The organism is Terrabacter aeriphilus (assembly GCF_039542985.1).
Lineage (GTDB): Bacteria > Actinomycetota > Actinomycetes > Actinomycetales > Dermatophilaceae > Terrabacter > Terrabacter aeriphilus.
Window position 1 is genome coordinate 1 of sequence record NZ_BAABIW010000009.1, and the last position, 24,647, is coordinate 24,647.

General features: G+C 71.6%; 24 protein-coding genes. 20 read left to right on the forward strand and 4 right to left on the reverse strand.

Annotated features, from left to right (window positions below):
* Positions 1-175: 175 nt before the first annotated feature.
* Complete coding sequence (locus ABD979_RS05110; protein ID WP_345506371.1) at positions 176-418, reverse strand: helix-turn-helix transcriptional regulator; 243 nt, start codon at positions 416-418, stop codon at positions 176-178.
* Between the two features lie 123 nt (positions 419-541).
* Here ABD979_RS05110 and ABD979_RS05115 point away from each other — a divergent pair, with 123 nt between their 5' ends.
* Both ABD979_RS05115 and ABD979_RS05120 read left to right on the forward strand, forming a co-directional pair.
* The gene (locus ABD979_RS05115; RefSeq protein ID WP_345506372.1) at positions 542-1,180 is read left to right on the forward strand and encodes a hypothetical protein; all 639 of its coding nucleotides are present in this window, start codon (positions 542-544) and stop codon (positions 1,178-1,180) included.
* A gap of 4 nt (positions 1,181-1,184) precedes the next feature.
* Complete coding sequence (locus tag ABD979_RS05120; RefSeq protein ID WP_345506373.1) at positions 1,185-2,279, forward strand: tyrosine-type recombinase/integrase; 1,095 nt, start codon at positions 1,185-1,187, stop codon at positions 2,277-2,279.
* 27 nt (positions 2,280-2,306) lie between these two features.
* Here the strand turns inward: ABD979_RS05120 and ABD979_RS05125 are convergent, their stop codons facing one another.
* Positions 2,307-3,266 carry a 1,4-dihydroxy-2-naphthoyl-CoA synthase gene (locus ABD979_RS05125; protein WP_345506374.1) on the reverse strand — a complete coding sequence of 320 codons (960 nt, stop codon included), beginning with the start codon at positions 3,264-3,266 and terminating at the stop codon, positions 2,307-2,309.
* 35 nt (positions 3,267-3,301) lie between these two features.
* On the opposite strand from ABD979_RS05125, the gene ABD979_RS05130 reads away from it, so the two are divergent.
* From ABD979_RS05130 to ABD979_RS05145, 4 genes are all read left to right on the forward strand, one after another.
* Entirely contained in the window at positions 3,302-3,820 is a 519-nt protein-coding gene (locus ABD979_RS05130; RefSeq protein ID WP_345506375.1) for an NUDIX hydrolase, read from the forward strand.
* 134 nt (positions 3,821-3,954) lie between these two features.
* Positions 3,955-4,197: a hypothetical protein gene (locus ABD979_RS05135; RefSeq protein ID WP_345506376.1), complete on the forward strand. Its 243-nt coding sequence runs from the start codon at positions 3,955-3,957 to the stop codon at positions 4,195-4,197.
* 36 nt (positions 4,198-4,233) lie between these two features.
* Positions 4,234-5,238 (forward strand): o-succinylbenzoate synthase, encoded by a 1,005-nt coding sequence (locus ABD979_RS05140; protein WP_345506378.1) that lies wholly within the window; start codon positions 4,234-4,236, stop codon positions 5,236-5,238.
* Positions 5,238-5,957, forward strand: coding sequence for a 3-keto-5-aminohexanoate cleavage protein (locus ABD979_RS05145; RefSeq protein ID WP_345506379.1), 720 nt, complete (start codon positions 5,238-5,240; stop codon positions 5,955-5,957). The genes ABD979_RS05140 and ABD979_RS05145 overlap by 1 nt, the downstream gene beginning before the upstream one ends.
* Positions 5,958-6,049: 92 nt before the next feature.
* On the opposite strand, the gene menD is transcribed toward ABD979_RS05145, so the two are convergent.
* On the reverse strand, positions 6,050-7,876 hold the full coding sequence (gene menD / locus ABD979_RS05150; protein WP_345506380.1) for a 2-succinyl-5-enolpyruvyl-6-hydroxy-3-cyclohexene-1-carboxylate synthase: 1,827 nt from the start codon (positions 7,874-7,876) through the stop codon (positions 6,050-6,052).
* Positions 7,877-7,889: 13 nt separating this feature from the next.
* Positions 7,890-9,185, reverse strand: coding sequence for an isochorismate synthase (locus ABD979_RS05155; protein ID WP_345506381.1), 1,296 nt, complete (start codon positions 9,183-9,185; stop codon positions 7,890-7,892).
* An 85-nt stretch (positions 9,186-9,270) separates the two neighbouring features.
* On the opposite strand from ABD979_RS05155, the gene ABD979_RS05160 reads away from it, so the two are divergent.
* The 14 genes from ABD979_RS05160 to nuoL all read left to right on the forward strand — a co-directional run bounded on the left by ABD979_RS05160 (position 9,271) and on the right by nuoL (position 24,640).
* A complete protein-coding gene (locus tag ABD979_RS05160; protein ID WP_345506382.1) occupies positions 9,271-9,963 on the forward strand; it encodes a demethylmenaquinone methyltransferase in 693 nt (230 codons plus the stop codon).
* Between the two features lie 208 nt (positions 9,964-10,171).
* Complete coding sequence (locus ABD979_RS05165; RefSeq protein WP_345506383.1) at positions 10,172-11,491, forward strand: geranylgeranyl reductase family protein; 1,320 nt, start codon at positions 10,172-10,174, stop codon at positions 11,489-11,491.
* A 145-nt stretch (positions 11,492-11,636) separates the two neighbouring features.
* A complete protein-coding gene (locus ABD979_RS05170) occupies positions 11,637-11,996 on the forward strand; it encodes an NADH-quinone oxidoreductase subunit A (protein WP_020145018.1) in 360 nt (119 codons plus the stop codon).
* Between the two features lie 62 nt (positions 11,997-12,058).
* Positions 12,059-12,613: a NuoB/complex I 20 kDa subunit family protein gene (locus ABD979_RS05175; protein WP_345506384.1), complete on the forward strand. Its 555-nt coding sequence runs from the start codon at positions 12,059-12,061 to the stop codon at positions 12,611-12,613.
* Complete coding sequence (locus ABD979_RS05180; RefSeq protein ID WP_425583914.1) at positions 12,610-13,398, forward strand: NADH-quinone oxidoreductase subunit C; 789 nt, start codon at positions 12,610-12,612, stop codon at positions 13,396-13,398. Before ABD979_RS05175 ends, ABD979_RS05180 begins: the two co-directional genes overlap by 4 nt.
* On the forward strand, positions 13,398-14,786 hold the full coding sequence (locus ABD979_RS05185) for an NADH-quinone oxidoreductase subunit D (protein ID WP_345506385.1): 1,389 nt from the start codon (positions 13,398-13,400) through the stop codon (positions 14,784-14,786). Before ABD979_RS05180 ends, ABD979_RS05185 begins: the two co-directional genes overlap by 1 nt.
* On the forward strand, positions 14,783-15,535 hold the full coding sequence (gene nuoE, locus ABD979_RS05190; RefSeq protein ID WP_345506386.1) for an NADH-quinone oxidoreductase subunit NuoE: 753 nt from the start codon (positions 14,783-14,785) through the stop codon (positions 15,533-15,535). Before ABD979_RS05185 ends, nuoE begins: the two co-directional genes overlap by 4 nt.
* A complete protein-coding gene (nuoF, locus tag ABD979_RS05195) occupies positions 15,532-16,875 on the forward strand; it encodes an NADH-quinone oxidoreductase subunit NuoF (protein ID WP_345506387.1) in 1,344 nt (447 codons plus the stop codon). Before nuoE ends, nuoF begins: the two co-directional genes overlap by 4 nt.
* On the forward strand, positions 16,872-19,346 hold the full coding sequence (locus ABD979_RS05200) for an NADH-quinone oxidoreductase subunit G (RefSeq protein WP_345506388.1): 2,475 nt from the start codon (positions 16,872-16,874) through the stop codon (positions 19,344-19,346). The genes nuoF and ABD979_RS05200 overlap by 4 nt, the downstream gene beginning before the upstream one ends.
* The gene (gene nuoH, locus ABD979_RS05205; RefSeq protein WP_345506389.1) at positions 19,343-20,755 is read left to right on the forward strand and encodes an NADH-quinone oxidoreductase subunit NuoH; all 1,413 of its coding nucleotides are present in this window, start codon (positions 19,343-19,345) and stop codon (positions 20,753-20,755) included. Before ABD979_RS05200 ends, nuoH begins: the two co-directional genes overlap by 4 nt.
* Complete coding sequence (gene nuoI, locus ABD979_RS05210; protein ID WP_345506390.1) at positions 20,748-21,560, forward strand: NADH-quinone oxidoreductase subunit NuoI; 813 nt, start codon at positions 20,748-20,750, stop codon at positions 21,558-21,560. Before nuoH ends, nuoI begins: the two co-directional genes overlap by 8 nt.
* Positions 21,557-22,345: an NADH-quinone oxidoreductase subunit J gene (locus ABD979_RS05215; protein WP_345506391.1), complete on the forward strand. Its 789-nt coding sequence runs from the start codon at positions 21,557-21,559 to the stop codon at positions 22,343-22,345. The genes nuoI and ABD979_RS05215 overlap by 4 nt, the downstream gene beginning before the upstream one ends.
* Positions 22,346-22,350: 5 nt before the next feature.
* Positions 22,351-22,641: an NADH-quinone oxidoreductase subunit NuoK gene (gene nuoK, locus ABD979_RS05220; protein ID WP_371860843.1), complete on the forward strand. Its 291-nt coding sequence runs from the start codon at positions 22,351-22,353 to the stop codon at positions 22,639-22,641.
* Between the two features lie 16 nt (positions 22,642-22,657).
* A complete protein-coding gene (gene nuoL / locus ABD979_RS05225; RefSeq protein ID WP_345506392.1) occupies positions 22,658-24,640 on the forward strand; it encodes an NADH-quinone oxidoreductase subunit L in 1,983 nt (660 codons plus the stop codon).
* The last annotated feature ends 7 nt before the right edge of the window (positions 24,641-24,647 follow it).

A 24,647-nucleotide genomic window follows, 5' to 3' on the forward strand; every position in this document is an offset into this window, starting at 1 on the left:
ACCCGACGAGACGACATCTTCACAACCCCAAACACTAGGAAGTGTTGCGACCGTCGCTAGAAACCACCCCGTCGATCAGGGGTCAGTTTTCACCCGACGTCGACACTGACGGCCCGGGGTGACTCCTGAAGGTCGCCCGGGTCGTGCCTGGACGTGCCGAGCGAAGTCTGAGTAGCTACGGCTTCCGTGGCATTCCGGCTTCGAGGGCTTCGCGATCCTTCAGCTCCTCGAGCCAGCTCCACACCTCGTTGGTCTCGTAGAGCACTCGGCGTCCCACTCGAAACGACTTGGGCCCCCTGCCGACGTGACGCCACCACCTCACGCTTTCGGGGGAGGTCCGGCACAAGGCCGCGACCTCCGTCGTGGTCATGAACTTGAGGGCGCCCTCGACCGGGGCACTCAGTTTGTCGACGCTCACGGCAACTCCTTCCTAGTAGTTACCGTTGACTGTAGGGGAGATAGGTGCCTAAGATACCTCTATAGAGCGAGCGCGTTCATTGGAGGGCAAGTGCGGAGTCAGTATCAGTTGTGGCCGGACCCGATGCAGATCTCTTGGCCGACGGGCAACGGCCAAGCCCACGTCGTGTATCAAATGTTCGGTGGCAACCGGGTGCTGCACGACGACGGCAGTTGGGCCCCAAGCGAATTCACCTACGTAGAGATGCCGAACGACCCCTCCGCGCCCTATTTTGTGGTGGAGTGCCAGTACTCCCCGGAGGACTCGGTGCCGAGAGTCATCGCAGTGCAGGCGATCCAACGCGAGTCCTCCCGGGAGGTCCGGAGCTCCGACCTCCGCTCCATCAGCCTTGAGTCGGCCCTCGAGGCTGCGTGGATGAAGATCATTCAGCGAGGTCGGGTGGTGCAGCCTGATGAGCCGGTTGACCCTGCGACCGCTCTCGCTCACATCGAAGCCGGAGATCCTGACCGTGCGAACCGCCAGACCTACCGCGGGCTTCGCGCACAGAACCGGCGACGTGTAACCGAGGGGAGGCTGCGGGAGGTTGCTCGGGTCTACGAAGGCGCGCTGAGCAGCGGCCAGCCGACGAAGGCGGTGAAGGAGCATTTCGACTTGGCGACATCCACAGCGTCCTTGTACGTCAAGCGCGCCCGAGAGGCCGGGTACCTGCCGCCGGTCAGCGCGACGTCGCCAACGAGCAACTCGCCTCAAGGCGAGGACTGAGCGGATGGCGAGCATCGCCAGGCGACCTGACGGCCGTTGGAGGGCCCGGTACCGGGACGCCGTAGGCAAGGAGCATGCGCGTCACTTCGCCCGCAAGACGGACGCGCAACGCTGGCTCGACGAGGTGACCGCGTCGCTTGTCACTGGCCAGTACGTGGACCCGCGGGCAGGCAGGGTGACGTTCAGCTCCTTCTACGAGGCCTGGTCATCCCGCCAGCTGTGGGTGCCCTCCACGCGAGCCAACGCCGACCATGCGGCCGCGACGGTCCCGTTCGCGGGCGTCCCGCTGAAGGCCATCCGGCGGTCAGACATCGAGGCATGGGTGAAGGCACTCAGCGCCGACCTGGCGGCCTCGACCATAAAGACCCGGTTCGTCATCGTCCGGTCGGTGTTCCGCGCCGCGGTCGCTGACAAGCTCATCGCAGCGGACCCGTGCGAGGGCGTCGTGCTACCGCGGCGCCGCAAGGCTGAGGCGGCCATGCGGGTGCCCACCGTCGAGGAGGTGGGACGCCTCCTGCGGGCCGCCGACGAGCGGTTCACGGCCTACGTGGCTCTGTGCGCCTTCGCAGGGCTGCGGATGGGAGAGGCGTCCGGCGTCCAGGTAGGCGACGTCGATTTCCTGCGGCGTCAGCTCACGGTCTCACGCCAGCTGCAGCGGGACGGGCGTGAGACCGCGGTCCGGACCCCCAAGTACGGCAGTGAGCGCGTGGTCTACCTGCCCGACGAGCTCGTGACGATGTTGGCCGAGCACGTCCGGCAGCACACCCCCGAGGGTGCACTGGACCGGTGGCTCTTCACGGCCTACGGCAAGCCGCTGCACGACAATGCCGTGACGTTCCGGTGGCGCCAAACACGCAAGGCCGCCGGCTGCCCGAGCATCCGCCTGCACGACCTCAGGCACTTCTACGCCTCGGGACTGATCGCGGCGGGCTGCGACGTCGTCACGGTCCAGCGGGCACTGGGGCACGCGACGGCCACAACCACGCTCGGGACCTACGCACACCTGTGGCCATCCGCTGAGGACCGGACCCGGTCCGCGGCCTCCGGTCTCGCGGCTGCGGCCCTTGCGGACTACGTGCGGACCGCCGCTGCTGAGTAGGCGGCTGACCTGCACAGATTCAGAAGTTCAGAAGTACCAGGGGAAGGGCGACCAGTCCGGCTCGCGCTTCTCGAGGAACTGGTCGCGGCCCTCGACGGCCTCGTCGGTCATGTAGGCGAGCCGCGTCGCCTCGCCGGCGAAGACCTGCTGGCCCATCAGCCCGTCGTCGGTGAGGTTGAAGGCGAACTTCAGCATCCGCTGCGCCTGTGGGCTCTTGCCCATGATCTCGGTGGCCGCCTGCAGCGCCTCGCGCTCGAGGTCGGCGTGGTCGGCCACGATGTTGACGGCGCCCATGCGCTGCATGTCCTCGGCGGAGTAGGTGCGGCCGAGGAAGAAGATCTCGCGGGCGAACTTCTGGCCGACCATCTTGGCGAGGTAGGCGCTGCCGTAGCCCGCGTCGAAGCTGCCCACGTCGGCGTCGGTCTGCTTGAAGCGGGCGTGCTCGCGGCTCGCGATCGTCAGGTCGCAGACGACGTGCAGGGAGTGGCCGCCGCCCGCCGCCCAGCCGCCCACGACGGCGATGACGATCTTCGGCATGGTGCGGATGAGCCGCTGCACCTCGAGGATGTGCAGGCGCCCGCCCTGGGCCTTCGTGCGTGCCGTGTCGACGGTGTCGGCCGTGTCGCCCTCGGCGTACTGGTAGCCCGAGCGACCGCGGATGCGCTGGTCGCCGCCGGAGCAGAACGCCCACTTGCCGTCCTTGGGGCTCGGCCCGTTGCCGGTGAGCAGCACGACGCCGACGTCGGGCGTCATCCGCGCGTGGTCGAGCGCGCGGTAGAGCTCGTCGACGGTGTGCGGCCGGAACGCGTTGAGTACCTCGGGCCGGTCGAACGCGATGCGCACGACGCCCGACTCGGCGTGCGGGCGCCCCTCGACGGGCCGCCGGCGGTGGTAGGTGATGTCGGTGAGGTCGAAGCCCTCGACGGGGGCCCACTCGGCGGGGTCGAAGGTCTCGGACACGACGCTCTGGCTCGGCACGCTGCTCACGTCCCGACCCTATCGGCGCGGTTAGGGTCGGCCGTATGCCGATCCCGCCGTACGTCGCCCACCTGCGCACCATGATCGGGCGCGAGCTGCTCTGGATGCCGGGCGTGACGGCGGTCGTGCTGCGCGAGGTCGAGGGCGGCACCGACGAGGTGCTGCTCGTCGAGCGCTCCGACAACGGCACGTGGACGCCGGTCACCGGCATCGTCGACCCCGGGGAGCAGCCGCACGTCACCGCGGTGCGCGAGGTCGAGGAGGAGGCGTGCGTGCTCGCCGAGGTCGAGCGGCTCGTCTGGGTGTGCGCCGGTGGCGTCGTCGACCACGTCAACGGTGACGTCGCGCAGTACCTCGACCACACGTTCCGCTGCCGGTGGGTCTCGGGGGAGCCGCGGCCGGGCGACGACGAGTCGACCGACGCGCGCTGGTTCCCGCTCGACGCGCTGCCCCCGATGCGCGAGGTGTTCCTCGAGCGCATCGCCGTGGCGGTCGCGAACGCCGCCGACGTCGTCCTCGGCCCACTCGCCCCCTCGGACGAGAGTGCCGTGGCCCTCGGCTGAGGCGGCCCGGGCTGCTCGGGCCATGACATCTGTCAGGGGTAGGTGCTGACAGAGGGACGGGGTCGAGGGCGCGGCGCACGCCTAACGTCGGAGACGAACGGGGCGACCTGCCCCACCTTGACCGAGGAGTCACCGTGAACTCGTCCCGCAACCTCCTGATCGCCGGCGTCGTGCTGCTCGCCGTGGCCCTCGGCTCGGCCGGCCACGGCGTCTGGTGGCTCTTCGGCCTGCTGTGGATGCTCCCGCACGCCGGCCGCCACGGCTGCGGCTGGACGTCCCGCCGGCGCGACCGCGACGTCGCGCAGGGCACCCCGTCCCCGGCGAGCACCCTGCCCGACCCGACGCAGGACCGGCACGAGGCCTTCCCGACCCGCTGACCCGAGGCGCCGGCCCGGGGCGTGGACAATGGCCGCATGACGACCCTCCCACCGCTCGGTGAGCTGCTCGAGCGCACCCACGTCGTCGCCCAGCCGATGCGCGTGCGCTTCCGCGGGGTCGACGTGCGCGAGGCCGTCCTCATCGAGGGTCCTTGCGGCTGGGGTGAGTTCGGCGCCTTCCCCGAGTACGGCGACGAGGAGTCGGCCCGCTGGCTGGCCGCCGCCGTCGAGGGGGCGTATGCCGGGTGGCCCGATCCCGTGCGCGGCGCGGTCCCCGTCAACGCGACGGTGCCGGCCGTCGGCCCCGAGCGGGTGCCCGAGGTGCTGGCCCGGTTCGACGGGTGCACGACGGCGAAGGTGAAGGTCGCGGAGTCGGGGCAGGTCGTCGACGACGACGTCGACCGCGTGGCTGCCGTCCGCGCCGCGCTCGGCCCGGCCGGTCGCATCCGGGTCGACGCCAACGGCGGCTGGGACGTCGAGACCGCCACCACCGCGCTCGGCCGGCTCCACGCATACGATCTCGAGTACGCCGAGCAGCCCTGTGCCACGGTCGAAGAACTCGTCGGGCTCCGGATGGCGCTGGCCCGCAAGGGGATCGACGTCCCGATCGCGGCCGACGAGTCGATCCGCAAGGCCGAGGACCCCGTCCGCGTGGCCCGGCTGGGCGCGGCAGACCTCGTCGTCGTCAAGGTGGCCCCGCTCGGTGGGGTGCGTCGCGCGCTGGAGGTCGTCGACGCCTGCGGGCTGCCCGCCGTCGTGTCGTCGGCGCTGGACACGAGCGTGGGGATCGCGGCCGGGGTGGCCCTGGCGGCGGCCCTCCCCGAGCTCGAGCACGCCTGCGGCCTCGGCACGGTCGGGCTCTTCGAGCGTGACGTCGCCGTCCCACCTCTGCGTCCGGCGGGAGGTGTGCTGGCGCCGGGACGCGTTGCGCCCGATCCGACCTCGCTGCTGGAGCTGGCGGCGACCGCGGACCGACAGGCCTGGTGGCGCGACCGGCTGAGCCGGTGCCACGCCGTGCTGGCGACGGGCGGTCTCCGTTGATGCTCAAGGCGTGCCTCAACGGGTCGCGGTCCCGTGACGAGCACGCCGCGGTGCCCGTGACGCCCGAGGAGGTCGGCGCCGCGGCCGCGGCGGCCCGAGCAGCCGGGGCGTGGATGGTCCACGTGCACCCGCGTGACGAGACGGGTCGCGAGTCGCTGGCGGTGCAGCACGTGCTGGACACCGTCGCTGCGATCCGCGCGGCCGCGCCGGGCCTGCGGGTCAGTGTGTCGACCCGTGACGGCATCGTCGACGGCGCAGCGACGAAGGCGCGTCTCGTCGCCGAGTGGCCCGGGCCCGACGACGGCGGGCCGGACTGCGCGAGCGTCAACTGGCACGAGGACGGCGCCGTGATCGTCGCGGAAGCCCTGCGTCACAACGGGATCGGCGTCGAGGCCGGAGTGTGGACGCCGGACGCCGCGCGTGACGTCGCGGCATCCGGCTGGCTGGCGCACGTCGAGCGCGTGCTCGTCGAGCTGCTGCCCGGTGCGTCGCCCGGGGCCGACGGGCCGTCCGCTGCCGCAGCGGTGCTCGACGCGCTCGAAGGGGTGCGGGGGCCGTTTGTCGTGCACGGCGAGGACGCCTGGGCCTGGCCCGTCCTGCGCTGGGCGGCCGAGCGCGGTCACGACCTGCGCATCGGGCTCGAGGACACCCTGCTGACACCGGACGGCCGGCCCGCCGCCGACAACGCCGAGCTCGTCACGGCCGCCCTCCGTGGCTGACCCGGGCCCCAGCGCCTCGGCAACACACCGAGAAGGTCGCAACCCACCGGCATCCGATACCGGGGTGTTGGCTCCTCCTCGGTGTGTTGCGGTCAGGCGTGGGTGGCCTCGTGGGCCAGGCGGCGCAGCCGGGCGGCCTCGTCGCGCCGGTCGGTGCGCGACACCGGCACCTCGAGCACCCTGATGCCCGAGGGCTGCTCGTCGAGCGCCTCCGCGAGGCGCGCGAGGCCGTCGACACGCTCGTAGGCGGTGTGGTGCGCCGCGCAGAGGGCCGCGAGGTCGGTGCCGTGCGGGGTGGCGAAGACGCGCTCGAAGGCGCTCGCGTAGCGGCGGTCGCCCTGCTCGAGGGTGCTGAAGATGGCGCCACCGTCGTCGCTCAGCACGACGAAGGTGAGGTCCGGCCGGCGCTGGCCGGTGCCGACGAGCAGGCCGTTGGTGTCGTGGAGGAAGGTGAGGTCGCCGAGGTAGGCGATGGTGCGGGCGGCGCGCGGTCGGCCGAGCGCGATCCCGATCGCGGTCGAGACCATGCCGTCGATCCCGGCCAGCCCGCGGTTGCCGACGACGAACCGGTGCTCGTGCGGGGGCCACGGAGCGGCCATGACGTCGAGGTCGCGCACCGGGTTCGACGACCCGACGACGAGCGTCGTGTCGGCGGCGACGGCCCGACCCACGACGGCGGCGACAGCGAGCGGCGACAGGCCCGACCCGGCGCCGCCGCCCCCGGCCGTGGCCACTCCCGTGCCGGCGACGTCCGCGTCGACGAGCCCCGAGAGCCGTTCGTCGGCGGAGCGCCAGGACTCGAACCACCCCGGCGCGTCGGGGCCCTCGACCCGGGGCACGGCGTCGAGCACACGCGCCACGCGCCCGGGGTCGGTGGCCACGCCGTCGCGGCCGCGCACGGCGAGCACCTCGAGGTCGGCGTCGCCGATGAGGCTCGTCACCGGGCGGGAGAGGGTCGGGTGGCCGACGACGACCACGCGCTCGATCCCGGCGCGCAGCGACGTCGTGAGCAGGAGGCGCCCGGTGCGCAGCGCCTGGCGGCCGATCCGTGCGCCCGACGTCGGCTCCGCGAGCAGCGGCCAGTCGGCGGCCTCGGCGAGCAACCGGGCGGCCGGCCCCGCGTCGTCGCCGGCCACGACGACCGTGCGCGGACCGAGCGGCAGCACCTCACCGTCCGACGCCACGCGCACCGACGGCTCCACCCCGGCCTCGCCGCGCCCGGCCGCCGCGCCCGGCTGGAACTGCGCCACGGCGCGGTTTCCGCCGGGTTGCGCGCTCGATCCCGGCTGGAACTGCGCCACGGCGCGGTTTCCGCCGGGTTCCGCGCTCGATCCCGGCTGGAACTGCGCCACGGCGGGGTTCGGTGGGCGCTGCCACCACGTGTCGGGGTCGGGGTCGGGCGGCAGGAGGTCGCCGTCGAGCTGGACGTTGAGCTGGGTCGGGCCCGGACCCGCGCACGCCCGCGCGACGAGCTCGGCCAGGTCCTCGTCGCGCGTGCTCGCACTGACGTCGAGGCAGGGGGCGAAGGTGCCGAACAGGCCCGCCTGCCACGTGGTCTGGTTCGCGCCGGTGCCGCGGAGCCGGTCCGGACGGTCGGCGCTCACCACGAGGAGGCGTCGTCCCGTGTGGTGCGCCTCCATGACGGCGGGCAGGAGGTTGCCGACGGCGGTGCCCGAGGTCGTCACGACCGCGACGGGTCGGCGCGAGCCGGTCGTGAGGCCGAGCGCGAGGAAGCCGGCGGAGCGCTCGTCGACGCGCACGTGCAGGCGCAGGTCACCGGCGCGGTCGGCCGCGTCGAGGGCCAGCGCGAGCGGGGCGGAGCGCGAGCCGGGGGAGAGCACGACGTCGCGCACCCCGCCGATCCACAGCTGCTGCAGCACGCGCATCGCGAGCTCGGGAGCGCTGCGGCGGGAGGTCATGGCAGCCGACCCGTCACTCGCTCGCCAGCGCGTCGCGCATCGGGATGAGCTTGGCGATCGACTCGGCGACCTCCGACTCGGGGTCCGAGCCCGCGACGATGCCGCAGCCGGCATACAGGGTGATCTGCGAGGGGTCGGCGGGGTCGAGGGCGCCGCTGCGCAGGGCGATGCCCCAGGCGCCGTCGCCCTGGGCGTCCATCCAGCCGACGGGACCGGCGTAGCGGCCCCGGTCCATGTGCTCGAGCTCGCCGATGAGCTCGACGGCGCGGGCGGTGGGGGTGCCGCCCACGGCGGCGGACGGGTGCAGCGACGCCGCGAGGGTGAGCGACGACGCGTCGTCGGCGCTCACGGCGGCGACGTCGGTCGCGAGGTGCATGACGTTGGGCAGGTGCAGCACGAAGGGTGCCTCGGGCACGTTCATCGACGAGCAGTGCGGGGCGAGGGCCTCCGCGACGGAGCGCACCGCGTACTCGTGCTCCTCGAGGTCCTTCGACGACCGGGCCAGCGACGCGGCGAGGGCGAGGTCCTTGGCGTCGTCGCCGGTGCGCCGGATCGTGCCGGCGAGCACGCGCGAGGTGATGAGCCCCTGGTCGCGGCGCACGAGCAGCTCGGGCGTCGCGCCCACGAGCCCGGCGACGGCGAAGACCCAGGTGTTCTCGTAGCGCTCCGCGAGCCGGCGCAGCAGCCAGCGGGGGTCGATGGGGCCGGATGCCGTCGCGACGAGGTCGCGGGCGAGCACGACCTTGTCGACCTCCCCGGCCGCGATCCGCCCGACGGCCTCGGCGACGGCGTGCGCGTAGTCGGCCGGCGAGACGTCGCCGTCCGAGAAGGCCACGTCGCCGGGAGGCTCGGGATCGCTTGCCACGGAGGGCGTCTCGAGCAACGTCAGCTGCGGGTCGAGCGAGACCGTGGTGAGCCAGGTCTGGCCGTCGCGGCGCCCGACGATCGTGGAGGGCACGACGAGCCGCGCGGGCTCGGCCGAGTCGGCCGCGAAGGGGAAGGAGCCGAAGCAGACGAGGCCCGTGCCGGGTCGGCCCACGTCGTCGCGCACCACTGCGTGCCGGGCGACCTCGCGCCACCACGTCTCGGCGGCCGCGAACCGGTCCGGGCCGCGCGACTCGAACGACAGCGCGGTGCCCCAGCCGACGATGCCCTCGCCCCGACGCACCCACGAGAGCAGGTCGTCGGGCCGGTGGTCGGCGGGCAGGTGCGAGAGCAGGGGGTCCGTCGTGTCGAGCGGCACGGTGCGGACGACGACCGTCGGCCCCGGCGCGGGGGACGGCGCTTCGGTGGCGGGAAGCGTGGACATCGGTTGCAACTCTACGGCGCGGGCCCGCGCCGCCCCGCCGCGACCGTCCGGGGCGCCCACCGTGCGCGGGTGCGAGGATGAGCGCATGAGCCGTGCGCAGCTGGACAAGAAGCCGGTCGACGTCGCGTCGATGTTCGACACCGTCGCCGAGAAGTACGACGTCACCAACGACGTGCTCTCGCTCGGGCAGGACCGGCTGTGGCGCCGCGCCGTCGTCAAGGCCGTCGACGCGAAGCCGGGGGAGCGGATCCTCGACATCGCGGCCGGCACCGGCACCTCGAGCGAGCCGTGGGCCGACCGTGAGATCGAGGTCGTGCCGGCCGACTTCTCGCTCGGCATGCTGCGCGTCGGCCGTCGCCGGCGGCCCGACATGGCCTTCACGGCCGCCGACGCCATGCGCCTGCCCTTCGCCGACGAGAGCTTCGACGTCGTGACGATGAGCTTCGGCCTGCGCAACGTCGCCGACACCGACCTGGCCCTGCGCGAGTTCCTCCGCGTGACCAGGCCGGGCGGTCGCCTCCTCGTGTGCGAGTTCAGCCAGCCGGTCAACGCGCTCTTCCGCACCGTCTACACGAACTACCTCATGCGCGCGCTGCCGCCGGTGGCCCGCCGCACGTCGAGCAACCCCGAGTCCTACGTCTACCTCGCCGAGTCGATCCGCGCGTGGCCGCCGCAGGGCGAGCTCGCGCGCGTCATCGAGTCCGCGGGCTGGCAGCAGGTCGGCTGGACCAACCTCACGGGCGGCGTCGTCGCGCTGCACCACGCGACGAAGCGCTGAGCCCACCCCGAGCCCGTGTGCCGGGTGCCGTCGTCGCCGCAGACGGTGGCCTCTCGATGCGGTGCGACCCGCACGAGGTGGCCCCTCGACGGTGATCGGGTGTTCAGGGTTAGGCATGCCTTATCTGACAAGCGCGAAATCTCGGGAATAGACTCGGCCGATAGTTCGTGAAGATCTTCACAAGCGGTTCGGAAGCGTGCAGGGAGACATGACCAGTTCGAGCGTCGCGCCCAGCCCCTCGGGGTCTGGTGCTGCACCCGTCGAACGGGCCGACGTCATCGTCGTCGGCGCCGGTCCGGGTGGCAGCGCGACGGCGGCCTACCTCGCCGACCACGGCCTCGACGTCGTGCTCCTCGAGAAGTCGGCCTTCCCGCGCGACAAGATCTGCGGCGACGGCCTGACCCCGCGCGCGACGAAGGAGCTGATCTCCCTCGGCGTCGACACGACCGGCTGGCAGCGCACCAAGGGCCTGCGGATCAAGGGCGGCGGGCACACCCTGCAGCTCGACTGGCCCGAGTCCGACGCCTTCCCCGGCTACGGCATGGTCCGCACGCGCGCCCAGCTCGACGAGTCCCTGGCCCGTCACGCCGAAAGCCGCGGCGCCCTGCTCCACGAGCGCACGAGCGTCACCGCGCCGCTGCGCGACGCCTCCGGCCGGGTCACCGGCGTCAGCGCCAAGCGCCTCGACGAGAGCGGCCGGGCCACGGGCGAGACGGTGACCTACCGCGCGCCCGTCGTCGTCGCGAGCGACGGCGTGTCCTCGCGCCTCGCCACGGCGGTCGGCCGCCCCAAGCGCGAGGACCGCGTCATGGGCGTGGCCGTCCGGGCGTACTACACGACGCCGAAGCGCGACGACTACCTCGAGAGCCACCTCGAGCTGTGGAGCCGCGACGACGCCGGCAACCGCATCCTCATGCCGGGCTACGGCTGGCTCTTCCCGCTCGAGGACGGCCGCACCAACGTCGGCCTCGGCACGCTCGACACGACGTCGGCCTTCCAGAGGACGGACTACAAGGACGTCATGCGGCGCTGGGTCGAGGACATCTCCCCGGAGTGGCAGCTCGAGCACGACGAGTCGGCCGGTCCGATCCGCGGCGCCGCCCTGCCGATGGGCTTCAACCGCACGCCCCTCTACGCCGACGGCCTGCTGCTCGTCGGCGACTCGGGCGGCATGGTCAACCCCTTCAACGGTGAGGGCATCGACTACGCGCTCGAGGCCGCGCGCCTCGGTGCAGAGCTCGTCGCCCAGGCGATGGCACGCCCGGGCGACGCGGCCCGCGAGCGGGTCCTCGCGACCTACCCCAAGGTGATGAAGCACGAGCTCGGCGGCTACTTCACCCTCGGCCGCTGGTTCGCCCACGCGATCGGCAACCCCGAGGTCATGCGCCTCGCGACGAAGTACGGCCTGCCCCGCACGAAGCTCATGCCGCTGCTGCTCAAGATCATGGCCAATCTGGCCGACCCGACGAGCAAGGGGGCGAGCGACCGGCTCGTCACCGCCCTCTCGCGGATGGCGCCGAGCGCATGAGCCCCCTCCCGGCCGGCGCCGTTGTGACGTCGAGCACAACGTCTGCCCCCGCCCCTAGGATGGGGGCGCCGCGCACCTGCGACCCCGTTCCGTCTGCCGCCCCCACCCCGCACGCACCGCACGACCGAAAGGCACGTGAGCTCGGATGAACTCCTACGTCCCGATCCTCTTCATGCTGGGGCTCGGCTTCGCGTTCGCCGCGCTGTCGGTCTTCACCTCGCTCGTCGTCGGGCCGAAGCGCTACAACCGCGCCAAGCTCGAGGCGTACGAGTGCGGCATCCAGCCCACCCCGCAGGCCGCGGGCGGTGGCCGCGTGCCGATCAAGTACTACCTGACGGCGATGCTCTTCATCATCTTCGACATCGAGTCCGTCTTCCTCTATCCGTTCGCGGTGGCCTTCAACAAGCTGGGCCTCTTCGCGCTGGTCGAGATGGTCCTGTTCATCCTCACGGTCTTCGTCGCCTACGCCTACGTGTGGCGTCGCGGCGGACTCGAGTGGGACTGACCCCGTCCGCACCCCGCGAGGGGCACGCGTCCGGGTTCGTCAGGCAAGTTAAGGAGTAAGCAATGGGTCTCGAAGAGAAGCTCCCCGCCGGGTTCCTGCTCTCGACCGTCGAGGGTCTCGCCGGCTACATGCGCAAGGCCTCGATCTGGCCGGCCACCTTCGGCCTCGCGTGCTGCGCCATCGAGATGATGGCCGTCGGCACGCCGGACTACGACATCGCCCGCTTCGGCATGGAGCGCTTCTCGGCGACGCCGCGCCAGGCCGACCTGATGATCGTCGCCGGCCGCGTCAGCCAGAAGATGGCCCCGGTCGTGCGCCAGGTCTACGACCAGATGCCCAACCCCAAGTGGGTCATCGCCATGGGTGTCTGCGCCAGCTCGGGCGGCATGTTCAACAACTACGCCATCGTGCAGGGCGTCGACCACATCATCCCGGTCGACATCTACCTGCCCGGCTGTCCGCCGCGTCCGCAGATGCTGCTCAACGCCATCATCGAGCTGCACCACCAGATCGAGACCTCGCCGCTCGGCGTCAACCGCGACGCCGCCGCCAAGGCCGCCGAGGCCGCCGCGCTCGCCGCGACGCCGACGCACCAGATGAAGGGCCTGCTCGCATGAGTGACGCCGACCGGAAGGCCGACGGCACGCCCGACGTGCGCGCCGACACGACGAAGACCCAGAACTCGGGCCTGATGCCGCACGAGGTCGACATCGAGCAGCGCGCCGCGCAGGGCTCCGAGCCCCAGGTCGTCGGCATGCGCCACGGCATGTTCGGGGCCACGCAGGGCGGCGACACCTCCGGCTACTCCAAGCTCCAGCGCCCGATCCTCGTGGCCGGTGCCGCCGAGCGCCCCTACGGCAGCTACTTCGACGAGATCGCCGACAACCTCGAGCGCGGCCTCGTCGGCGGCACGGCGTCCTACGCCGAGGCCGTCGACACCGTCGTCGTCGACCGCGGCGAGATGACGCTGCACGTGCACCGCGAGCACCTGCTCGCCGTGGCCCGCGTGCTGCGCGACGACCCGTCGCTGCGCTTCGAGATGGTCACCGGCGTCTCGGGCGTGCACTACCCGAACCAGACCGGCGCCGAGCTGCGCGCGGTCTACCACTTCCTGTCGATCACCCACGGCGGACGCCGGGTCCGCGTCGAGGTCAGCTGCCCCGACGACGACCGGCACATCCCGTCGATCGTCTCCGTCTACCCGGCCAACGACTGGCACGAGCGCGAGACGTGGGACATGTTCGGCATCGAGTTCGACGGCCACCCGGCCCTCACCCGAATCCTCATGCCCGACGACTGGCCGGGCCACCCGCAGCGGAAGGACTACCCCCTCGGCGGCATCCCCGTCGAGTACAAGGGCGCCACCGTCCCGCCGCCGGACCAGCGGAGGTCGTACAACTGATGAGCACGCACACCGAGTTCACCCAGACCGAGGTGCCGGAGCCCGGCGCCAACGACGTCTACGCCACGTCCGTGGCCGACGAGCAGGCCAGCGAGGGCGCCCACGTCTTCAACGCCGCCGGAGGCGACTGGAACGACCTCGTCGACGAGGCCACCTCGCTCGGCGAGGAGCGCATCGTCGTCAACATGGGGCCGCAGCACCCGTCGACGCACGGCGTGCTCCGCCTCATCCTCGAGATCGACGGCGAGACGGTGACCGAGGCCCGCGCGGGCATCGGCTACCTGCACACCGGCATCGAGAAGAACATGGAGTACCGCACCTGGGTGCAGGGCGTCACGTTCTGCACGCGCATGGACTACCTCACGCCCATGTTCCAGGAGACGGCGTACTGCCTCGCCATCGAGAAGCTGCTCGGCATCACCGACCAGATCCCCGAGCGCGCGAGCGTCATCCGCGTGCTCATGATGGAGATGACGCGGATCAGCAGCCACCTCATCTGCCTCGGCACCGGTGGCATGGAGATGGGCGCGACGACCGTCATGACGGTCGGCTTCCGCGAGCGCGAGCGGCTGCTCCGGGTCATCGAGATGATCACCGGGTTGCGGATGAACAACGCCTACATCCGCCCCGGCGGCGTGTCCCAGGACCTCCCGCCCGGCGCCATCGACGCGCTGCGCGAGATGGTGCCCGAGGTGCGGCGCGGTCTCGGCGAGCTCGAGGCGCTGCTCAACGAGAGCCCGATCCTCAAGGGGCGCACCGTCGACGTCGGCGTGCTGAACCTCGCGGGCTGCATGGCCCTCGGCATCACCGGCCCGGTGCTGCGCTCGACCGGCCTGCCGCACGACCTGCGCAAGCTCGACCCCTACTGCGGCTACGAGACCTACGACTTCGAGGTCAAGACCCGCACGAGCCAGGACGCCTACGGCCGCCTGCGCATCCGCATCGACGAGATGTACGAGTCGCTGAAGATCATCGAGCAGGCCACCGACCGCCTCCAGGCGAACGAGGGCCCGGTCATGGTCGAGGACAAGAAGATCGCCTGGCCCGCGCAGCTCGCGCTGGGCAGCGACGGCCTCGGCAACAGCCTCGACCACATCCGCGAGATCATGGGCAGCTCGATGGAGTCGCTCATCCACCACTTCAAGCTCGTCACCGAGGGCTTCCGCGTCCCGCCCGGGCAGGTCTACCAGGCCGTCGAGTCGGCCAAGGGCGAGCTCGGCTGCCACCTCGTCTCCGACGGCGGCACGCGCCCCTACCGCGCGCACTTCCGCGACCCGAGCTTCAACAACCTGCAGGCCGTGGCCGCCATGTGCGAAGGCAGCCAGATCGCCGACGTCATCGTCGCCGTGGCCTCGATCGACCCCGTCATGGGAGGTGTGGACCGTTGAGCGGCCACGACGCATCCGGACACCTGCACGTCAGCGCCGAGTCCAAGGCGCCCTACGACGACGAGACGCTCGAGCGCCTGCACGCCGACGCGGCCGAGGTCGTCGCGCGCTACCCCCAGAAGCGCTCGGCCCTGCTGCCGCTGCTGCACCTCGTGCAGTCGGTCGACGGCTACGTGGCGGGCCGCGGCGTCTCCTTCTGCGCGGAGGTGCTCGACCTCACCGAGGCCGAGGTGAGCGGCGTCGCCACCTTCTACACGCAGTACAAGCGCCACCCCAACGGTGAGTTCACCGTCGGCGTCTGCACCAACACGCTGTGCGCCGTCATGGGCGGCGACCTCATCTTCGACCGCGTCTCGGAGCACCTCGGCATCGGCCACGACGAGACGACCGAGGACGGCGCGATCACCCTCGAGCGCGTCGAGTGCAATGCCGCGTGCGACTACGCGCCCGTCGTCATGGCGAACTGGGAGTTCTTCGACAACCAGACGCCCGAGAGCACCATCGCGCTCGTCGACGACCTGCGCGCCGGCAAGGACGTCGCGCCGACGCGCGGCGCCGCCAAGGTGTGCACGTTCAAGCAGGTCTCGCGCGTGCTCGCGGGCTTCGAGGACGGCCGTGCCGACGAGGGCGTGGGCGCCGGCCCGGCCTCGCTGCTCGGACTCAAGATCGCCAACGAGCGCGGCTGGGTCGCCCCGGGGGCCTCGGCTCCCGCCGGCTCCGCCGCCGACGGGAAGGACGGATCGCAGTGACCGACACCCTGACCCCGATCCTCACGAAGTTCTGGGACGACCCGCAGTCCTGGACCCTCGCGACCTACGAGCGCCACGACGGCTACAAGGCCCTCACCAAGGCGCTCGACATGGAGCCGCAGGCGATCATCGACGCCGTCAAGGACTCCAGCATCCGCGGTCGCGGCGGCGCCGGCTTCCCGACCGGCATGAAGTGGTCGTTCATGAGCCCGCCCGACGGCGGCCCGCGCTACCTCGTCGTCAACGCCGACGAGTCCGAGCCGGGCACGTGCAAGGACGTGCCGCTCATGATGGCCAACCCGCACGCGCTCATCGAGGGCGTCATCATCAGCTCGTACGCCATCGGCTGCGAGCACGCATTCATCTACCTCCGTGGCGAGGTCGTGCACGTCTACCGCCGCCTGCTGCGTGCCGTCGAGGAGGCCCGCGCGGCCGGCTACCTCGGCACCGACGTCGGCGGCAAGGGCATCTCGATGGACATCACCGTCCACGCCGGTGCCGGCGCCTACATCTGCGGCGAGGAGACGGCCCTGCTCGACTCGCTCGAGGGCCGCCGCGGCCAGCCGCGCCTCAAGCCCCCGTTCCCCGGTGCCGCGGGCCTCTACGCCCGCCCCACATCGGTGAACAACGTCGAGTCCATCGCCTCGGTTCCCGGGATCATCCTCGAGGGCTCCGACTGGTTCAAGGGCATGGGCACCGAGAAGTCCACGGGCTTCGGCATCTTCAGCCTCTCGGGCCACGTGACGAACCCGGGCCAGTTCGAGGCCCCCCTCGGCATCACGATGCGCGAGCTCATCGAGCTCGCGGGCGGCATGCGCGGCGGCAAGAAGCTGAAGTTCTGGACGCCCGGTGGCTCCTCGACCCCGATCTTCACCGAGGAGCACCTCGACGTGCCCCTCGACTTCGACTCGGTGGCCGCGGCGGGCTCGATGCTCGGCACCCGCGCCCTGCAGGTCTTCGACGAGACGGTCTCGGTGGTCCGCGCCGTCGCGCGCTGGACCGACTTCTACGCCCACGAGTCCTGCGGCAAGTGCACGCCGTGCCGCGAGGGCACGTGGTGGCTGCGCCAGATCATGAACCGCATCGAGGCGGGCCAGGGCACGCAGGACGACATCGACAAGCTCGTCGACATCTGCGACAACATCCTCGGCCGCAGCTTCTGCGCGCTCGGTGACGCGGCGACGAGCCCGATCACCTCGGCGGTCCAGTACTTCCGGGAGGAGTTCGAGGCCGGCATGCACACGCCGGCGCACGAGCTCTTCCCGCCGGAGCGGTCGGTGCTGTTCGAGCTGCCGGCCCCCACGACGACCAAGGAGTCCAGCGGGATGGTGTCCGCATGACCGTCACGACGTCCCCGTCCGCGGGCGGCAACGCCGTCGACAAGGGCGGCAACGCCTCGGCGCCGGCGAACCCCGACCACGTCGGGCTGACCATCGACGGCGTCCCGGTGAGCGTGCCGAAGGGCACGCTCGTCATCCGTGCCGCCGAGACCGTCGGCATCGAGATCCCGCGCTTCTGCGACCACCCGCTGCTCGACCCCGTCGGGGCCTGCCGCCAGTGCCTCGTCGACGTCGCGATGCCCGACCGCGAGGGCAACGTCCGCCCCATGCCGAAGCCGCAGGCGTCGTGCACGATGACGGTGTCCGAGGGCATGGTCGTCAACACGCAGGCCACGTCCAAGGTCGCCGACAAGGCGCAGCAGGGCGTCATGGAGCTGCTCCTCATCAACCACCCGCTCGACTGCCCGGTCTGCGACAAGGGTGGCGAGTGCCCCCTGCAGAACCAGGCGATGAGCGCCGGCCGCCCGGTGTCGCGCTTCGAGGACGTCAAGCGCACCTACCCCAAGCCGGTCAACATCTCCTCGCAGGTGCTGCTCGACCGGGAGCGCTGCGTGCTCTGCGCCCGCTGCACCCGCTTCTCCGACCAGGTCGCCGGTGACCCGTTCATCGCCCTCGTCGAGCGCGGCGCGCTGCAGCAGATCGGCATCTACGAGGAGAAGCCCTTCGAGAGCTACTTCTCCGGCAACACCGTGCAGATCTGCCCGGTCGGCGCCCTGACCGGTGCGGCCTACCGCTTCCGCTCGCGCCCCTTCGACCTCGTCTCCACCCCGTCGGTCTGCGAGCACTGCGCGAGCGGCTGCGCGACGCGCACCGACCACCGCCGCGGCGTCGTGCTGCGTCGCCTCGCCGCCGAGGACCAGGCGGTCAACGAGGAGTGGAACTGCGACAAGGGCCGCTGGGCGTTCACGTACGCCACGCTGCCCGACCGCGTGCAGCTGCCGATGGTGCGTGACGCCGACGGCGAGCTCAAGGTCGTCGGCTGGCCCGAGGCGCTCGAGGCCGCTGCCGCGGGCCTCTCCCGGGCCCGCGCGGCCGGCGTGCTCGTCGGCGGTCGCGTGTCGGCCGAGGACGCCTACGCCTACGGCAAGTTCGCGCGCGTCGTGCTCGGCACCAACGACGTCGACTTCCGCGCCCGCCCGCACTCGGCCGAGGAGGTCGCCTTCCTCGCCGAGCACGTCGCGGCGACCGGGCCCGACGCCGGCTCGGTGACGTACGCCGACCTCGAGACGGCGCCCGCCGTGCTCCTCGTCGGCTTCGAGCCCGAGGACGAGAGCCCGATCGTCTTCCTGCGCCTGCGCAAGGCGTTCCGCAAGAACCGGACCACGGTGTATGCCGTCGCCTCCCACGCGACGCGCGGCCTGACCAAGATGGGCGGCACCCTCGTGCCGACCGTCCCCGGCCAGGAGACCGCGGCGCTCGGTGCCCTCGAGGCCCCGGTGCGCGAGGCCCTCTCGGGCGGCGTCGTGCTCGTCGGCGAGCGCCTGGCCACGGTGCCGGGTGCCCTCGCCGCCGCGGCCGACCTCGCCGCCGCCACGGGTGCCCGCCTCGCGTGGGTGCCGCGTCGGGCGGGGGAGCGCGGCGCGCTCGAGGCGGGTGCGCTCGGTGCGCTCCTGCCCGGTGGCCGCCCGCTCTCCGACGCCGCGGCCCGCGCCGAGGTGGCCCGGGCCTGGGACGTCGACCACGTGCCGGCCACGCCCGCCCGCGACACGGCCGGCATCGTCGCGGCCGCCGCTGCCGGCGAGATCGGGGCGCTGCTCGTCGGTGGCCTCGACCCCGCCGACCTCGGTGACCCCCGGGCCGCAGCGGCGCTCGAGCAGGCGTTCGTCGTCTCGCTCGAGCTGCGCGAGTCGCCGGTGACGGCCGTCGCCGACGTCGTGCTGCCCGTCGCGTCGCAGTCGGAGAAGTCCGGCAGCTACGTCAACTGGGAGGGCCGCGTCCGCTCGTTCGAGGAGGCCCTCGAGAGCAACGCCGTGAGCGACCACCGTGCGCTCGACATGCTCGCCAGCGAGATGGGCGTCTTCCTCGAGACCCGCACGCAGCGCGAGATCCACGCCCAGTTCGAGGCGCTCGGCCCCTGGTCCGGCGCCCGCGGCACCGGCTCCACGGCGCTCGCCGACGGGTCGCGCGCCGCCGCGTCGCCCGAGGGCAGCGGCGACTTCGTCCTGTCGACGTGGGCCACGCTGCTCGACGCCGGCCGGATGCAGGACGGCGAGCCGTTCCTCGCCGGCACGGCCCCCCAGGCCGTCGCCCGCCTGTCCGCGGCCTCGGCCGCCGGGCTCGGCGTCGACGAGGGCGACACCGTCACCGTCACCGGTCCCGCCGGCTCGGTCACCCTGCCGGTGGCCGTGGCCGACGACATGGTCGACGGCGTCGTCTGGCTGCCGACCAACGCCCCCGACTGCTCGATCCGCTCGGGACTCGGCACCGATGCCGGTGGCCGCGTCCACGTCACGAAGGGTGGTGCGGCATGAGCCTCGGCCTGACCGCATACGGAATGGCGGCCACGCTGCCGCTGACCGAGAACCCCTCGGCCGACTTCAGCGACACCCCGTGGTGGGTGGCCCTGATCAAGGCCGTCGGCATCTTCGTCTACCTGCTCGTCTCGACGCTGCTCGTCATCTGGTTCGAGCGCCGCGTCATCGGCCGCATGCAGCAGCGCCCGGGCCCGAACCGCAACGGCCCGTTCGGCCTGCTGCAGACCCTGGCCGACGGCATGAAGTCGATGCTCAAGGAAGACATCACGCCGGCCCGCGCCGAGAAGTTCATCTACACCCTCGCGCCGCTCATCGCCGCGACGATGGCGTTCGTCTCGTTCGCCATCATCCCGGTCGGCGGCACCGTGTCGATCTTCGGCCACGAGACGCCGCTGCAGGTGACCGACGTGCCCGTCTCGGTGCTGCTCGTGCTCGCCGTCGCGTCGGTCGGCGTCTACGGCATCGTGCTCGCGGGCTGGAGCTCCGGCTCGACCTACCCGCTGCTCGGCGGCCTGCGCTCGACCGCCCAGGTCATCAGCTACGAGATCGCCATGGGCCTCTCGCTCGTCGCGATCTTCCTCTACAGCGGCTCGATGTCGACCTCGCAGATCGTCTCCGCGCAGAGCTCGCTCTGGTACATCCTGCCGGCGTTCTTCAGCTTCGCCGTCTACGTCATCACGATGGTCGGCGAGACGAACCGTCTCCCGTTCGACCTCGCGGAGGGCGAGGGGGAGCTGACCGGTGGCTTCCACACCGAGTACTCCTCGATGCGCTTCGCGATGTTCTTCCTCGGCGAGTACGTCAACATGTTCACCGTCGCCGCGCTCGCCACCACCCTCTTCCTCGGGGGCTGGCAGGCGCCGCCGCTCATCTCGGGCATCAACGACAACATGTTCGGCGGCGGCTGGTGGGGCCTGCTCTGGTTCACCGCCAAGCTGTGGATGTTCATGTTCCTGTTCGTCTGGCTGCGTGGCTCCCTGCCGCGCGTGCGCTACGACCAGTTCATGCGCTTCGGCTGGAAGTTCCTCATCCCGATCACCCTCGCCTGGGTCGTCGCGGTGGCCTTCATCCGCGGAGCCCAGCTCGGCTTCCTGGGTGACAGCCGCCTGACGATCGCCGGCCGCGAGCTCTCCGTCGCGACGGTCGTCATCGTCAGCGTCATCGCCGTCGTCGCGCTCGCCGCCGCGTGGGTGTGGGACGACAAGCGCGCGGCCCGTGCCGCCGCCGAGGACGTCCTTCCGCCCGAGGAGATCGACCCGTTCGAGGACGGCTACCCCGTGCCGCCGCTGCCGGGCCAGCGCCTCGTCGAGCCGCGCCAGCGGCTCGCCGCGACCCGCGAGCCGGTGCTCACGACCGCCAGCAGCTCGCCCACCGGAGCCCCCGCCAAGGAGGAGGACCATGGCTGACGACACCGTCGGCAAGGACGTCGCACCGAAGGGCCCGCACGGGTCGTCGGAGGTGGGTGCGCCGCGCGAGCAGCGCGCCGCCGACGAGCCGCAGAAGGGCTTCCTCTCGGAGCTCTTCGCGCCCGTCGCCGGCTTCGGGGTGTCGTTCTCCACGATGTTCCGCAAGGTCGCGACCGAGGAGTACCCCGAGAAGCCGCGCCCCACGGCGCCGCGCTTCCACGGCCGGCACCAGCTGAACCGTCACCCCGACGGTCTCGAGAAGTGCGTGGGCTGCGAGCTGTGCGCGTGGGCCTGCCCGGCCGACGCGATCCTCGTCGAGGGTGCCGACAACGACGACACGCCGCTCGAGCAGGGCGGCAAGGGCCGCTTCAGCCCGGGGGAGCGCTACGGCCGCGTCTACCAGATCAACTACCTGCGCTGCATCTTCTGCGGCCTGTGCATCGAGGCCTGCCCGACGCGCGCCCTGACGATGACGAACTTCTACGAGCTGGCCGACAACGACCGCGGCAAGCTGATCTTCACCAAGGACCAGCTGCTCGCGCCGCTCCAGGGCGGCATGCTGCCCCCGCCGTTCCCGATGGTCGACGGCATGGAGGAGCGCGACTACTACCAGGGCAAGGTCACGAGCGCGACCGACGACCAGAAGGCCTTCGTCGAGGCCCGTGACGCGAGCGGCGCCGACGGTGACCGCGACGGCATCGTCGACGCGCCGGGCAACCCCGGCGCCTCGGTGCCCGGGGCCCACGACCTCGCCCACGCAGCCCACCCGACCGCCGCTCAGACCAGGGAAGGTGCGAACCCGTGACCTCCACCGCCGAAGCCGTCGGCTTCTGGCTGCTCGCCCCGCTCGCGGTCGTCGCGGCGCTGGGCCTGCTCTTCGCCAAGAAGGCCGTGCACGCCGCCATGGGGATGGCGCTCGTCATGGTGATCCTCGGGATCTTCTACATCATGCAGAAGGCCGACTTCCTCGGGATCGTCCAGGTGTTCGTCTACACCGGCGCCGTGATGATGCTCTTCCTCTTCGTCCTCATGCTCGTCGGCGTCGACTCGTCCGACTCGATCGTCGAGACGATCAAGGGCCAGCGCTGGGCCTCCTACCTGCTCGTCGTCGGCCTCGCCGGCGTGCTCTTCTTCTCGCTCGGCACGGTCGTCGTCGACGAGCAGTCGGTGCAGGCCGGCATGGACAAGGTGGTCACGACGAACACCGAGACCGGCAACGTGACCGGCGTCGCCGAGCTGATCTTCGGCCAGTACGTCTGGATCTTCGAGGTCACCTCCGCGCTGCTCATCACCGCCGCGCTCGGCGCCATGGTGCTCGCGCACCGCGAGCGCCTGACGCCGCGCGTCACGCAGGCCGAGTGGGCCGCGCGCCGCGTCCGCGAGAACCAGAACGTCGCGGGCCTGCCGGCCCCCGGCGTCTACGCCCGCCACAACGCGGTCGACACCCCGGCGCTGCTGCCCGACGGCACGCCGAGCGACCTGTCCGTCTCGCGCGTCCTCGTCGCCCGTGACCAGGTCGCGACCGCCGACGGGTTCAAGGACGTCGAGCGCCACATGGAGCGCGAGATCGAGGAGGGTCGGTCCAAGTGAGCCCGATGCACTACGTCTACCTCGCGGTGCTGCTCTTCGCGATCGGCGCGGCCGCCGTGCTGACGCGACGCAACGCGATCATCGTCTTCATGGGCGTCGAGCTGATGCTCAACGCGACGAACCTCGCCCTCGTCACCTTCTCGCGCATGCACGGCGCCCTCGACGGGCAGGTCATGGCGCTCTTCGTCATGGTCGTGGCCGCGGCCGAGGTCGTCGTGGGGCTCGCCATCATCATGGCGATCTTCCGTGCCCGCCGGTCGGCCTCGGTCGACGACGCCAACCTGCTGAAGCTGTAAGGAGCGCCGGCACACCATGGGAACTCTCGTCCAGACCCTCGCGAGCACGCCGACCCTCGGCTCGTACGCCGCGGGCCTCGCCACGCACGAAGGTGAGGCGCACGCCGCCACCGGCGTGACGGCATACGCGTGGCTGCTCGTCGCGCTGCCGCTGCTCGGCGCCGCCGTCCTGCTCCTCGGCGGGCGGCGCACCGACAAGTTCGGCCCGCTCCTCGCGACCGCCCTCTCGTGGGGTGCCTTCCTCGTCGGCGCCCTCGTCTTCCTCGCCATGCTCGGCCGTGGCGCCGAGGACCGCGCCGTCGGCATCGACCTGTTCGACTGGGTGGCGGCCGGCTCCTTCAAGGTGAGCGCGGGCCTGCTCGTCGACCAGCTCTCGATGGTCTTCGTGCTGCTCATCACCTTCGTCGGGTCGCTCATCCACGTCTACTCGCTCGGCTACATGGAGCACGACCCCGACAAGCGGCGCTTCTTCGCCTACCTCAACCTCTTCGTCGCGGCGATGCTGCTGCTCGTCCTCGCCAACTCCTACCTGCTGCTCTACGTCGGCTGGGAGGGCGTCGGCCTCGCGAGCTACCTGCTCATCGGCTTCTGGAACTACAACCCGGCCTACGCCACCGCGGCCAACAAGGCGTTCGTCGCCAACCGCGTCGGTGACTTCGGGCTGTCCGTCGCCATCATGGTGATGTTCTTCCACTTCGGCGCCGTCGACTTCGAGACGGTGCTCGGCGCGGCCGGCGACAACGCGAACCAGGGCTTCATGACGGCCATCGGCCTGATGCTGCTGCTCGGTGCCTGCGGCAAGTCGGCGCAGTTCCCGCTGCAGAGCTGGCTCGGTGACGCCATGGCGGGCCCGACGCCGGTGTCGGCGCTCATCCACGCCGCGACGATGGTCACGGCCGGCGTCTACCTCGTCGTGCGCTCGTCGGCGATCTTCGAGGCCGCCCCGACCGCGCAGCTCGTCGTCGTCATCGTCGGCGCGATCACGCTCCTCTTCGGTGCGGTCGTCGGCTGCGCGAAGGACGACATCAAGAAGGCCCTCGCGGCCTCGACGATGAGCCAGATCGGCTACATGATGCTCGCGGCGGGCCTCGGCCCGGTCGGCTACGCCTTCGCGATCTTCCACCTGCTGACGCACGGCTTCTTCAAGGCCGGGATGTTCCTCGGCGCCGGCTCGGTCATGCACGGCATGAACGACCAGGTCGACATGCGCCGCTTCGGCGGGCTGTCGGGCGCCATGAAGATCACGTGGGCCACCTTCGGCCTCGGCTGGCTCGCCATCCTCGGCGTGCCCCCGTTCTCGGGCTTCTGGTCCAAGGACAAGATCATCGAGGCGGCCTTCATCGGCGAGGGCTGGCGCCCGTGGGTCTTCGGGCTCGCCGCGCTGCTCGGCGCCGGCGTCACCGCGTTCTACATGTCGCGTCTGTTCTTCATGACCTTCCACGGCAAGAAGCGCTGGACCGACGACGTGCACCCGCACGAGTCGCCCAAGCTCATGACGATCCCGATGATGGTGCTCGCGGTGGGCTCGGCCTTCCTCGGTCTCGTCGTCGGCCCGACCGGACTGTTCACCTCGTGGCTCGAGCCGGTCACCGGCGCGGAGCCCGAGGGGGCCCACCCGGTCATCGCCGTGCCGGTCCTCATGGCCCTGACGCTGATCCTCGTCGCAGGCGGCATCGCCCTCGCCTGGGTGCGCTACTGGCGCGAGGACGTGCCCGTCACGGCCCCCGCCGGCAACCTGCTGACGCAGGCCGCCCGCAAGGACCTCTACCAGGACCAGGTCAACGAGGGCCTGCTCATGCGGCCCGGGATCCACCTCACGCGCTCGCTCGTCTTCGCGGACGGCAAGGGCGTCGACGGTGCGGCCGGTGGCCTGGCCGCCCTCGTCGGCGGGACCAGCGCCCGCCTGCGCAAGCTGCAGAACGGCTTTGCGCGTTCGTATGCCCTGACGATGCTTGCCGGTGTCGTCGCCATTCTCGGTGCACTGTGGGTGATCTCCTGATGACGAC